This is a genomic window from Methylophilus sp. 42, from assembly GCF_000384155.1.
Classification (GTDB): domain Bacteria; phylum Pseudomonadota; class Gammaproteobacteria; order Burkholderiales; family Methylophilaceae; genus Methylophilus.
Genome location: NZ_KB913031.1, coordinates 1,522,965 through 1,535,044 on the forward strand (window position 1 = coordinate 1,522,965; position 12,080 = coordinate 1,535,044).

The window sequence follows — 12,080 nt, forward strand, 5'->3', positions numbered from 1 at the left end:
CTATTCTGCCTGTATTTGCGTGCGCCTGAGTGGTTCGGGGACGTACCACTTTTGTGAGTCGTAGCCGACACCTGCAGGCGGTACTGGATTCATAATACCTTGTATGCGCTTATGGATGGCCGTCAGGCCGTAGCCTGCAGATAAATACACCAGTGGGCTATCATCATAAAGCACCTTGGCAAAATCATGATAAATCTGCATACGTTTTTCCGGATCAAATTCCAGGCGACCTTGCTCGAGTAATTTATCCACGGCTGGATTGTTATAGCCAATAAAATTGAATTGCCCAGGCTTTTGCTGGCTGGAATGCCAGATGGTGTATTGATCTGGATCTAACCCCAAGCCCCAGCCCATGACGACCGCGTCAAAGTCGCCTGGTTTAATAAAGTTGGTCAGCAGGCTGGCCCATTCCAGGGTGCGGATATGCGTTTCAATGCCGACCTCTTTCAAGCGGCGCTGGATAATCACCGCTGTTTTTTCGCGCTGTTTATTGCCGAGGTTAGTCAGCACTTCAAACGATAATTTTTTGCCGTTGCGTTCCACAATGCCGTCACCGTCACTGTCTTGGTAGCCTGCTTCTGCCAGCAGTTGTTTTGCTTTCGTTGGGTCGAATGGGTAGGGCGTCAGTTGTGGATTGCTCCAGCGCGTGCCGGGCTTGTAAGGGGAGGCAATGGTAATGCCCAAACCTAAGTAAACACCGTCAATAATTTCTTGCTTGTCTATGGCGTAATTGATTGCTTTACGGATGCGTACATCATCAAATGGTTTGCGTTTAAGGTTAAAGCCAAGATAGGTGTAGCTATTGCCCAGCTCTTTATACTGATTGAGCCTGGCTTGCAGGGCTGGGCGTGATGGAATGATGCGCGCATAGGTAATCGGGTCCATATTCATGCTGTCAATGTTATCCGCCATTAACTCCAGAAATTGTGCCGCCGGATCGGGGATAATGCGCTCAATCAAATGGTCAATGTTGGCCGGGCCTAACACGGATTTAGGATTCTTTTCCAGTTTGATATATTCACCATGTCGCCATTCTTTTAACTGGTAATAATGGCTGCTTAACGGTTTTTGCGCAAAACTGGTGGTGCGGATATCCTGTCCGGCCAGTTTATGTTTGGGCAATACTTGCAAGCTGGCCCAACTCTCGAGTGCTGGCGCAAACGGTTGTGAATAATGCACGATAAACGTGCGGGCATCCGGTGCCTCGGCTTTTGTGACTAACTGGTAGTCCGAGGCATAGGGGCTATGCGTATTTTCATCGGTAATCAGTTGCCAGGTGAATAGGATGTCTGCACTGGTAAGTGGTTTGCCATCCGCCCATTGCAAGCCGGGTTTCAATCTAAAGGTAATGGTTTTCTTGTCATCGGCCACTTGCCATGACTCAGCCAGTTCACCGGTCAAATCCAGATTCTGGTCATACTTGAGCACTGAGTTAAACAGGTAAGCGCCAATCGCCAGAGAGGCAGATTCACCCGCAACCATGCCTATCATGCTGCTCGGGTCTGAGGGCATGGCGCTGATCATAGTGCCGCCAGGTTGTGCAGGGTAGGTCTGGTTAAGGGCTGGGATATTTTTATCCGGTTGATCTGAGCCGCAAGCGATCAAGCAGCTAGACAACACGCCGACGGCAAATCGTTGACCGGTCGACACATGCCGCTTGGTGCGAATGTTATGCATGCCGGACAATGGTTGGTTTGTCATGGTGTGGGGCCGTGTCAGTGTGTCGATTTAGTTTTTTTACTATGGGTCGCGGTCGTTTTTTTATGTGCAGCAGAGGATGTACTCGTGCGTGTTTTGCTAGAGGCCGTTGTTTTTTTGTGACTAGATTTCCCGCTTGTTTTTGATCCGCGTGTTTGGCTAGTGTTGCTGGCTTTCTCTTCCTGCTTTTCGAACTGCAATACCTGGCCAACGGCCAGATTTTTCGATTTTAGGTGGTTTTGCTGCATGATTTGTTTGCTAGTGATGCCATAACGTTTTGCCAGTTTTGCCAATGTATCACCTTGTTTCACCTTATGCGAGATGGATACGGATTTGCTTGAATATTCTCTTTCAACTGGGATCTCAATCGGTAATTGTGCCATCGCGGCGACATCAATCGGGCGCGTCAGACCGGATTGCACACTGGCAGGGACCAGCAGTGGTCTGCGCACAATCAGGTTACGGTTAGGCTTGAGGTTATTGGTGGCGCTCAATTCATAAATGCTGATACCAAACTGGCTGGCAATCACACCCAGGCGCTCACCGCGCTTGGGCTGGTAGCTGTGCCAGTTAGATAATGGCCGATTGTAACCACTGAGGTTGTTGGTAAAGTTGCTGGCAGCCCAGGTAGGTAACAATAGCTTTTGATGGCTATTTTCAGTAATCAGCACCGGGCGCGTAAAACTGGGATTCAACGCGTTAAATTCCTCCAGTGAAATCCCTGCCAGTTCAGCCGCCAGTTTGGCGTCGATTTTATTAGGCGCTTGCACTGTAGTGAAATATGGTTTGTTGGGGATTTCATTAAGCGTTAACCCATAGTTTTCAGGGCGGAAAATAATGTTTTTAATCGCCTGCAATTTTGGTACGTAATTACGCGTTTCGTCAGGCAAAGACAAATGCTGGTAGTCGGTCGGTAAGCCTAACTGGCGGTTACGCTCAATCGCACGTGCCACGGTGCCTTCACCAGCATTGTAAGCAGCCAGCGCCAGATCCCAGGCGCCAAACATGGTGTAGAGTTTTTGCAGGTAGTTAAGCGCAGCCTGGGTGGCAGCGGTGACGTCTTTACGTGAGTCTTTCCAGTAGTTTTGCTTGAGGCCAAAGTCTTTGCCGGTAGAGGGGATGAATTGCCAGATACCCGAGGCTTTGCTGGTAGACAGTGCTTTCGGGTTAAAGCCGCTTTCAATCATGGGTAGCAGCGCGATTTCAGTCGGCATGCCTCTTTTTTCGACTTCAACCACAATATGGTAAAGGTACTTCTTGCTGCGCTCCAGCATGCGTGACACATAGTCCGGGCGTGAGGCATACCACTGCTCGTGCTTGTTGGTATAGGTGGAATCTATGTCAGGCATGTTAAAGCCGTCACGCACACGATCCCACAGGCTATCTTGCAGGGTTAACGAGTCTTCAAACTGGTAACTGGAATTATAGTTTTCTGATTCCGGGCCGCCGTAACTTTCATCATAACTGCCGTTGTCATCCGACATGCTGGCTGGCTCTACGTATTCAGCCAATGCCAATAATGGAAAGGCCGAAAGGGCGGCACATAGCAGTAATTTTTTAAAACGCATGACGGTAATACTTAATCCTGAGACTGTCGCGCAAGCGGATACACGAAAAAACTTGCGCATGCATTGATGAAACCGGGCGGCCAGGTGGCCATGCCAACCAGCACGTGATTGACGTAACGCATACAAGCGCTTTAAGGAGGACATCATTCTACGTTAATTTTTCAGTGAGACAAGTCTTTATGTCTGCACAGGCGATCTGCATCAGAAGTGGTTGCGCCGGGCGCGCAGTTCGGTAAACACATCAATCGGCGACCAGTGCTGAAAAGCTATTTGTTTTGACAAGGCTTCGCAGCGCAGAAAAGGGTTAGTTGCTAATTCCAGGGCCAAGGTGGTGGGCAATGTGGGCAAGTTTTGCGCGCGTAAATTCGCAGTATTTTGCGCACGCTGCTGCAAGTCCGGATTGTCGGGGTCCACTGTTTGTGCAAAAGCGATATTGTGGGCCGTATATTCATGCGCCGGATAAATCAGCGTGTCAGCTGGCAGTGCAGCGATGTGTCGCAGCGAGGCATACATTTGTGAGGGCGTACCTTCAAACAAACGGCCACAGCCTGCGCCAAACAATACGTCGCCACTAAACAGGTGCTGGTGGTTGAGGTAGTAAGCTACATGATCCAGGGTATGCCCTGGCAAAGCCAGCACATCGCAAGTTAATGTGCCAGTGCCAAAGTGTGCAAATGTGAGGTGATCACCTTGTTTGACGCGCTTGGCCTGCAATGACTGATAAGCCGGGTGGTCGCTGTCCGGCGCATAGACCGGGCATTGCCAGCGCTGCTGTAGCGCTGCGGCCCCGCCAACATGATCTGCATGGTGGTGGGTCAGCAATATGCCATCAAGTTGCAACTGGCGATCCTGTAGCGCTTGTGCTACGACCTCGGCATCACCAGGGTCGACCACCAGCGCATGTTGACCACAGTGAATCAGCCATAAATAATTATCGCTAAAAGCGGGCAGTGCGGTGATCTCTATGCTTGCAGAAGTGACGTGCATCCCGCATCATTGAAAAAATGGTCATGATTGTCAAGGCACAATCGTGTTTAAGCGCTTATTTGTTCGCTTTGTTTTAACTCTGGCATTTTGGGGAGTCTACCTTGCAATCCAGCCAGTCTGCTACTTTGAATACAACTGCTTTTGAAGCCATGGCTTTGGGCAGCTACATCGCGCAGCGCGAGATTCCGCTCTATGCGCAAACGGTCGCTGATGTGTTTGGCTTTCATGCCTTGCAGATCGGCTGGCCGACGCATGACTTGCTTGAGCAATGCCGCATCCCCTACAAACATTCCTTGCAACTCACCGCTGCGCCAAATGCTTCATTGCTTTGTGAAAGTGAGTTTTTGCCTTTTGCCGAACAGTCGGTGGACCTGGTGTGCATGCCGCATGTGCTGGAACAGTGTGCCGACCCGCAACAGACGCTACGTGAAGTATTCCGCGTGTTGGTACCTGAAGGCACGCTGATACTGACGGGCATCACACCGCTGAGTGGGTTAGGGCTGCGCGCCCGGGTCGGCCAGTTTAAGCAGGCTGGACGATTTCAGCGCTTGTTCACTGCCTGGCGTATACGCGATTGGCTCAACGTGCTGGGATTTGAAGTGGTGCATAGCGGTAGCCTGGTGCATGCCTTGCCGGTGAATGACCCGTTGTGGCTGGCGCGGCAATCTTGCCTTGAGCGTTGGGGGCGGCACACTTGTGGCATGACCGGTGGTGTGTATTTCCTGATTGCCAAAAAAAGGGTATTGAATGTGCGCTTGCTGAAACCTGAATGGAAAAAATCTCCGCTCAACCATGCTTTGCAAGTGCGAAAAGGCCAGTCCAGCATACAAAAACAGGCACAAAAACAGTTAGAATGCGCGGATGTCGACACAACAATGGATAGAAATGTACGCTGATGGTGCCTGCAAAGGCAATCCTGGCGTCGGGGGCTGGGGTGTATGGCTCAAAGCAGGTGAGCATGAAAAGTCACTGTTTGGGGGCGAAGCGCTGACCACGAATAACCGCATGGAAATGATGGCGGTGATTCAAGGGCTGCAAGCATTAAAAAAGCCCTCTCAGGTGAAGGTGTATACAGACTCCAGCTATGTGCAAAAAGGTATGACAGAGTGGCTGGCAGGCTGGAAAAAAAAGCAATGGCGAACAGCAGATAAAAAACCGGTCAAAAATGCTGACTTGTGGCAAATGCTGGACGCACTGGCAGTCACGCACCAGATCGAATGGATCTGGGTCAAAGGACATGCCGGTAATGAAGGCAATGAGCGCGCCGATGCACTGGCCAATCAGGGCGTGCTGACGGTTGCAGCGGGTTAACAGGGGGATTGCATGAGACAGATTTTTCTCGATACGGAAACCACCGGTTTATATCCGGACCAGGGCCATCGCATTATTGAAATTGCGGCAGTAGAAATCTTTAACCGCAGGCCGACCCAGCGCCATTTTCACATCTACATCAATCCAGAACGTGAGATCGATCCAGGCGCGCAAGAAGTGCATGGTATTTCTCTGGAGTTCTTGCAGGACAAACCGTTATTCGCAAGTATTGCCGCAGAGTTTGTCGAGTTTATCCGGGGTGCCGAGTTAATTATCCATAATGCGCCGTTCGATATTGGCTTTCTTAATATGGAACTCGCCAAACTCGGCCAGGACAAGCTGGAGACCTATGTCAGCGGCATTATCGATACCTTGAAAATGGCCAAGGAAATGCGGCCAGGGCAGCGTAACAACCTGGATGCCTTGTGCCGCCACTTTGGCATTGATAACTCGCAGCGTACCTTACACGGCGCTTTGCTGGATGCGGAGTTGCTGGCTGAAGTCTATATCGCCATGACGCGTGGCCAGGAAAGCTTGCTGATGGAGTTATCCAGCCCGGTAGAGCAAACGACGCATACGCATCTGGCAGTAGATTTTTCTGCATTAAAGCTGGTCACGGCAGATGCAGAAGAGTTGGACGCGCATCAACAATACATCAGCGGCCTTGCCAAGGCCGGTGCAACTTCATGGTAGCGACAGCATTAACATGATGTCATGGCTGCTTATCGGGCATTTGAGATCAGACGCCATAAGCTAATATGCAGTAAGTATCAATCGGTAAAACTATTCTGGATTTAGGTCTTTTATGCTTACAGAAACAATCGTAGTTACCGGCGGCGCCGGTTTTATTGGCAGCAACTTTGTCAATGCCTGGGTCAGGCACAAGTTGGGGACAGTGATCAATCTGGATAAGTTGACCTATGCCGGCAACATGGAAAACCTGGCCGGTATCAGCCAAAATCCTCACCATATTTTTGTGCATGCGGATATCGGTGACCGTGTGGCGGTTAAAGCGTTGCTGGAAACGCATCGGCCGCGTGCGATACTCAATTTCGCGGCCGAGAGCCACGTGGACCGTTCTATCCATGGGCCGGATGCCTTTATTCAAACCAATGTCGTGGGTACTTTTAACTTGCTGGAAGAAGTACGCGCCTATTGGCAAGCGTTGCCGGTGGACGAGCAACAGCAGTTCCGCTTCCTGCATGTGTCCACTGACGAAGTCTACGGTTCGCTGGGGCCAAATGATCCGGCGTTTAAGGAAACCAATACTTATCAGCCGAATAGCCCATACTCAGCTTCAAAAGCGGCCTCTGACCATCTGGTGCGTGCCTATCACCACACTTATGGCTTGCCGACGCTGACCACCAACTGTTCCAACAATTATGGTCCGTATCACTTTCCGGAAAAGCTGATTCCGCTGGTGATACACAATGCCTTGTCTGGTAAACCATTACCTATTTATGGTAATGGCAGTAATATTCGCGACTGGTTGTATGTCGAAGACCATTGCAGTGCGATTCGCGAGGTATTGGCCAAAGGCAAAGTAGGGGAAACCTACAACATCGGTGGCTGGAATGAAAAAACCAACCTCGATGTGGTGCATACCTTGTGCGATATCCTCGATCAGGAGCGACCAAAAGCGCAAGGCAGTTACCGTGACCAGATGACCTTTGTTAAGGATAGGCCGGGCCATGATGCGCGCTACGCGATTGATGCCAGCAAGATTGAGCAAGAGCTGGGCTGGAAGCCAGAGGAAACGTTTGAAACCGGTATCCGTAAAACCGTGCGCTGGTACTTGGAGCATCATGCGTGGGTGGCGCGTGTCACCAGCGGTGAATACCAGCATTGGCTGAACAAGAATTACCACGAACGTGGAGAGGAGCTCGCATAATGGCAAGAAAAGGCATTGTACTGGCCGGTGGCTCCGGCACACGCTTGTACCCGGTGACCCAAGTGGTTTCCAAGCAGCTGTTGCCCGTGTATGACAAACCCATGATTTACTACCCTTTGTCGGCCCTGATGCTGGCAGGCATACGCGAGGTGCTGATTATTTCCACGCCCATGGATACCCCGCGTTTTAAAGAGCTGCTGGGCGATGGCAGCCAGTGGGGCATGCGCATTGAATATCAGGTGCAGCCGTCTCCAGATGGCCTGGCACAAGCATTTATCCTCGGTGAGTCCTTCATTGGAAACGATACCAGCGCACTGGTACTGGGCGACAATATTTTTTATGGGCATGAGTTGGGCGAAATGGCCATGGCTGCCGGGCAGCGTGAGCAGGGCGCGACTGTGTTTGCTTACCCGGTGAATGATCCCGAGCGTTATGGCGTAGTGGAGTTTGATGCGCAAGGCACCGCCATTAGCCTAGAAGAGAAGCCGACACAGCCGAAATCCCGCTATGCAGTGACGGGTTTGTATTTTTACGATCAACGTGTGGTCGATATTGCCAAAAACCTCAAACCCTCGCCACGCGGTGAGCTTGAAATTACCGATGTCAATAAGCAATACCTGGCCTGGGGTGAGCTCAACGTTGAGGTCATGGGCCGTGGCATGGCATGGCTGGATACCGGCACCCACGAGTCTCTGCTTGAAGCCAGTGGCTTTATTCAAACCATTGAAAAGCGCCAGGGCTTGAAAATCTCCTGCCTGGAAGAAATTGCCTACCGCCAGGGTTTTATCAATGCCGAGCAATTGGATAAATTGGCTGATAAATATGCCAAAAATGGCTATGGGCAGTATCTGAAACAAATTCTCAAAGAGCAGGTGTTTTAATGCAAGTGTTGGCAACAAACATTCCAGAAGTATTGATTCTGGAGCCTAAAGTATTTGGCGATGCCCGTGGCTTTTTCCTGGAAAGCTTTAACGCCAACACCTTTAAAGATTGCACCGGGCTGGATGTGCAATTTGTACAAGATAACCACTCGCGGTCTGGCAGAGGTGTATTACGCGGCCTGCATTACCAGATACAGCAACCGCAGGGCAAGCTGGTGCGGGTGGTGCAGGGCGAGGTATTTGATGTCGCGGTGGATATGCGCAGTGACTCGCCGACCTTTGGCCAATGGACGGGTGCACATTTGAATGCGGAAAATCACCGTCAGCTGTGGATTCCGCCGGGATTTGCACATGGCTTTGTCGTGTTGTCTGAGACGGCAGACTTTTTGTATAAAACCACCGACTATTATGCGCCGCAGCATGAGGCTTGCCTGAAATGGGATGATGCCACGGTGGGCGTAGACTGGCCCTTGACTCAGGCGCCTAGCCTGTCGGCCAAAGACCAGCAGGGCTTATCCTGGGCAGATGCACCTAAATTTGATGTCATTTGACCAGTTGATTGAGCTATGAAAAAAATTCTGTTAACCGGCGTCAGCGGTCAAGTGGGTCACGCATTACAGCAACAATTGGCTTTAGAGTTAGCCAATGAGTGGCAAGTGGTGGCCTGTGACCGCCACCAGCTGGATTTAACGCAGCCTGATCATATCAGGCGCATGGTGCGCGAAATTGCACCAGATTTGATCGTTAATCCGGCGGCGTATACGGCGGTGGATAAAGCAGAGTCTGAGCGTGAATTGGCCTATGCCATTAATGCGGTTGCGCCAGGCGTATTGGCGGAAGAAGCCGCCAGGCTCAACGCCGGGCTGATTCATTTTTCAACCGATTATGTCTATGACGGCACACAACACTCTGCTTATGTAGAAAGCGATACCGTTAACCCGATCAGCATCTATGGCGCTAGCAAGCTGGCCGGTGAAGAGGCGATTCGCCAAGTTGGGCTGCCGCACCTGGTTTTACGTACCAGCTGGGTTTATGGCAGCTATGGTAAAAACTTTCTAAAAACCATTATTCGCTTAGCCAAAGAGCGCGAAAACTTGCGTATTGTGGCAGACCAGTACGGCGCACCGACATCAGATGCTGCCATTGCCAAAGCAGTGACAGAATTAGTCACACGCTGGCATCAGGAAGATGTGACACAAACTGGTGTGTATCATCTGGTGAATAGCGGAGAAACATCCTGGTTTGGCTTTGCCAGTGAAATCGTGGCGCAGTATCGTGCATTAGAGAGCGTACGCGGCTGGCCAGCTTTAGCCGTGAAAGACGTGCAGCCTATTGCGGCAGCCGAATATCCCACGCCAGCCAAACGCCCGGCAAACTCAAGGCTCTCAACCGCCAAGCTTGAACAAACGTTTGGTGTGACCTTGCCGGAGTGGTCGATCGCCTTAAATCAGGTGATGGCTGAATTAGCCGCCGCCGCGACTGATTAACCTGTTTTAATGACTAATTCGTTTGAACCTGGTTAGGCCTAGTCAAACGCATCGGTCCAGCTATTGGGCGTTTCGTAGAGCCTGACTTTCATCAGTTTCAGATGGTTGCCAAAAGTGTCCCTGTATTGCGCTTTGAGCAATCTGAAGGCCTCTGCAGCCATATTCTCGGCCGTTGGAATGGTCGGGAATACAATGGTTTTGTGATTTGGCAGGCTATTGAGAAAGTCCAGAACGGCGGCATCTCCCCGGTAGACGAGGAAGGCATGGTCCCAGCGGTCAACGATGGTTTCACGGGCAATGCGTTTGACGTCGGCAAAGTCCATCACCATTCCGTTTTCTGAAGCGTGTTCAGCGTGGATGATGTCGCCCGAGAGGGTAATCTCTATGGCGTAACGGTGGCCGTGCAGATTGCGACATTGACTTTTATGATCAGGAATACGATGTCCGGCATCGAATTCCAAGCGTGTAGTAATTTCCATCCCGGCATTATATCAGGCAACTATAATCAGTAACCACCGTGATATCAGTCAGCAATGGTGCACGCTGTGCGTGATGATTGATCAGGCATTAGCGCCTGCATTCATGCTTCGGGCAGATTAATACAGATCGTCAATATTCATTAAAGCATCTTCGTCAGCAGAGTAGTGCTTGTGGCTCTTCTCATAGCTGCCATAGCTAGACTCGAAATCATCGACTTCATCGCCGGCAAAATCTTCCAGCATTTGATCAATTTTTTTAAATTTGTCGGTAGGCGTTGCTTTTTGTAACATGGTGGTCTCCCAGTACATCGTTAATTTACTCAAACATGTCAGTCCTTACTGTTCTTAATAATGCATTAGCATAGACTATGCCAATGATCATTTTTGTTCCTTACAATTTTATTAACGGCAACTATTAAAAAAAGTAAAATATGCGCCATTCATACAGAACAATCAAGCTAACTGACTGTCTGTAAAGGCATAACATAAACAAAAGTTTCAGGAGAGATGCAATGCGAGGTGTGATATTCATGTTGTTGGGCTTGGGAGGCTATTCATTGGCGCAGGCTGACTGTCTGCCAATATATCAACACCAATTTAAGACCCTGCAAGGGCAAACTGTCGATTTTTGTCAATTTCAGGATAAACCTATCCTTATTGTGAACACGGCCAGCAAGTGCGGCTTCACGCCACAATTTGAAGCACTGGAGTCTTTATATGACCAATATAAGGACAAAGGCCTGGTGATCATTGGCTTTCCGTCTAATGACTTCAGGCAAGAGCCAGGCAATAACAAGCAAATTGGTGACTTTTGCAAGCTGACTTATTCTGTCAAATTCCCCATGGTTGAGAAATCCAGTGTCACCGGCAGTAGTGCTAATTCTTTGTATCAACAGTTAATCAAGCAAACCGGGCAGGCACCGCAATGGAATTTTTATAAATATGTCATTCTGCCTGGTGGCCAAAAAGTGTATTCATTTAATAGCATGACGCGGCCAGAGAGCGAAGAGATCATGAGCAAGATCAAGCCCTACCTCAAATAGTTTCCGTCATCGCGGGCTGATTTGCTGATTTTTTCAGCAGGTCAGCGCTGTAAACAAAACGATATGCAGTTTTTTTAAAGATTTATGTTGAAAGCCGTTGACAAGACTTCTAGCCATCATTAATATGGCGCCTTCTTTGAATTGCACTGCAAAACGAAGAACTGCAATACCAGAGATTCGGGGGTATAGCTCAGCTGGGAGAGCGCTTGCATGGCATGCAAGAGGTCAGCGGTTCGATCCCGCTTATCTCCACCAAGTGATTGAAAATATTGAATTTTTTTAAAAATAAATATTTCAATTATTTGAAAAACTGGTATAATGCGCAGGTTGTTAAATTTCTTAGGTCCCCATCGTCTAGAGGCCTAGGACACCTCCCTTTCACGGAGGCGACCGGGGTTCGAATCCCCGTGGGGACGCCAAAAATCACTCAGTGATTTCTAGCAGTAAATTCAATCATGTAGAAAATCCATATGTGCTCATGTATCGCACATATGCGAAAAATCTGTTTTATTTCTTAATACTATTCTCAATAGCAATGTTATACAAAAAGTCCTCGGGATTTCTCCGTATGGGCTCATGTATGACATGTCCTGTTTTGTTGGAGTGAAGTTATATCTCAAACTGATACTCAACATATCTTTGACGCTAACTATTAAAGATTTAAGGCTTATCGAACGTTAATGCTATTAACGTGCACCCATGATGGGATTCGGCATTCATAAAAATAGAAGGAAA

At 49.5% G+C, this 12,080-nt stretch carries 13 protein-coding genes and 2 tRNA genes; 10 read left to right on the forward strand and 5 right to left on the reverse strand.

What is annotated here, in order from left to right; all coding sequences use genetic code 11:
• From MET42_RS0107490 to gloB, 3 genes are all read right to left on the reverse strand, one after another.
• Nucleotides 1-1,677 (reverse strand): peptide-binding protein, encoded by a 1,677-nt coding sequence (locus MET42_RS0107490; protein WP_019882257.1) that lies wholly within the window; start codon nt 1,675-1,677, stop codon nt 1-3.
• A gap of 38 nt (nt 1,678-1,715) precedes the next feature.
• A complete protein-coding gene (locus tag MET42_RS0107495) occupies nt 1,716-3,266 on the reverse strand; it encodes a transglycosylase SLT domain-containing protein (RefSeq protein ID WP_019882258.1) in 1,551 nt (516 codons plus the stop codon).
• A 201-nt stretch (nt 3,267-3,467) separates the two neighbouring features.
• Nucleotides 3,468-4,253, reverse strand: coding sequence for a hydroxyacylglutathione hydrolase (gene gloB, locus MET42_RS0107500; protein WP_019882259.1), 786 nt, complete (start codon nt 4,251-4,253; stop codon nt 3,468-3,470).
• A 101-nt stretch (nt 4,254-4,354) separates the two neighbouring features.
• Between gloB and MET42_RS0107505 the strand changes: the two genes are divergently transcribed.
• The 7 genes from MET42_RS0107505 (at nt 4,355) to rfbD (ending at nt 9,823) form a co-directional block, all read left to right on the forward strand.
• On the forward strand, nt 4,355-5,149 hold the full coding sequence (locus tag MET42_RS0107505; RefSeq protein ID WP_019882260.1) for a class I SAM-dependent methyltransferase: 795 nt from the start codon (nt 4,355-4,357) through the stop codon (nt 5,147-5,149).
• Entirely contained in the window at nt 5,139-5,564 is a 426-nt protein-coding gene (gene rnhA, locus MET42_RS0107510) for a ribonuclease HI (protein ID WP_019882262.1), read from the forward strand. The genes MET42_RS0107505 and rnhA overlap by 11 nt, the downstream gene beginning before the upstream one ends.
• Before the next feature lie 12 nt (nt 5,565-5,576).
• Nucleotides 5,577-6,257 carry a DNA polymerase III subunit epsilon gene (dnaQ, locus tag MET42_RS0107515; protein ID WP_019882263.1) on the forward strand — a complete coding sequence of 227 codons (681 nt, stop codon included), beginning with the start codon at nt 5,577-5,579 and terminating at the stop codon, nt 6,255-6,257.
• 112 nt (nt 6,258-6,369) lie between these two features.
• Nucleotides 6,370-7,455, forward strand: coding sequence for a dTDP-glucose 4,6-dehydratase (gene rfbB, locus MET42_RS0107520; protein WP_019882264.1), 1,086 nt, complete (start codon nt 6,370-6,372; stop codon nt 7,453-7,455).
• Nucleotides 7,455-8,336, forward strand: coding sequence for a glucose-1-phosphate thymidylyltransferase RfbA (gene rfbA / locus MET42_RS0107525; protein ID WP_019882265.1), 882 nt, complete (start codon nt 7,455-7,457; stop codon nt 8,334-8,336). Before rfbB ends, rfbA begins: the two co-directional genes overlap by 1 nt.
• Nucleotides 8,336-8,887 (forward strand): dTDP-4-dehydrorhamnose 3,5-epimerase, encoded by a 552-nt coding sequence (gene rfbC / locus MET42_RS0107530; protein WP_019882266.1) that lies wholly within the window; start codon nt 8,336-8,338, stop codon nt 8,885-8,887. The genes rfbA and rfbC overlap by 1 nt, the downstream gene beginning before the upstream one ends.
• A 15-nt stretch (nt 8,888-8,902) precedes the next feature.
• Nucleotides 8,903-9,823 carry a dTDP-4-dehydrorhamnose reductase gene (gene rfbD / locus MET42_RS0107535; protein ID WP_019882267.1) on the forward strand — a complete coding sequence of 307 codons (921 nt, stop codon included), beginning with the start codon at nt 8,903-8,905 and terminating at the stop codon, nt 9,821-9,823.
• Nucleotides 9,824-9,861: 38 nt separating this feature from the next.
• On the opposite strand, the gene queD is transcribed toward rfbD, so the two are convergent.
• Nucleotides 9,862-10,302, reverse strand: a complete 441-nt coding sequence (gene queD / locus MET42_RS0107540; protein WP_019882268.1) for a 6-carboxytetrahydropterin synthase QueD — start codon at nt 10,300-10,302, stop codon at nt 9,862-9,864.
• A 117-nt stretch (nt 10,303-10,419) separates the two neighbouring features.
• The gene (locus MET42_RS0107545; protein ID WP_228519760.1) at nt 10,420-10,593 is read right to left on the reverse strand and encodes a hypothetical protein; all 174 of its coding nucleotides are present in this window, start codon (nt 10,591-10,593) and stop codon (nt 10,420-10,422) included.
• A 221-nt stretch (nt 10,594-10,814) separates the two neighbouring features.
• Here MET42_RS0107545 and MET42_RS0107550 point away from each other — a divergent pair, with 221 nt between their 5' ends.
• The 3 genes from MET42_RS0107550 to MET42_RS0107560 all read left to right on the forward strand — a co-directional run bounded on the left by MET42_RS0107550 (nt 10,815) and on the right by MET42_RS0107560 (nt 11,764).
• Nucleotides 10,815-11,345 (forward strand): glutathione peroxidase, encoded by a 531-nt coding sequence (locus tag MET42_RS0107550; RefSeq protein WP_024930083.1) that lies wholly within the window; start codon nt 10,815-10,817, stop codon nt 11,343-11,345.
• Between the two features lie 179 nt (nt 11,346-11,524).
• Nucleotides 11,525-11,600, forward strand: a tRNA-Ala gene (locus MET42_RS0107555).
• 88 nt (nt 11,601-11,688) lie between these two features.
• Nucleotides 11,689-11,764, forward strand: a tRNA-Glu gene (locus tag MET42_RS0107560).
• Nucleotides 11,765-12,080 lie beyond the last annotated feature (316 nt).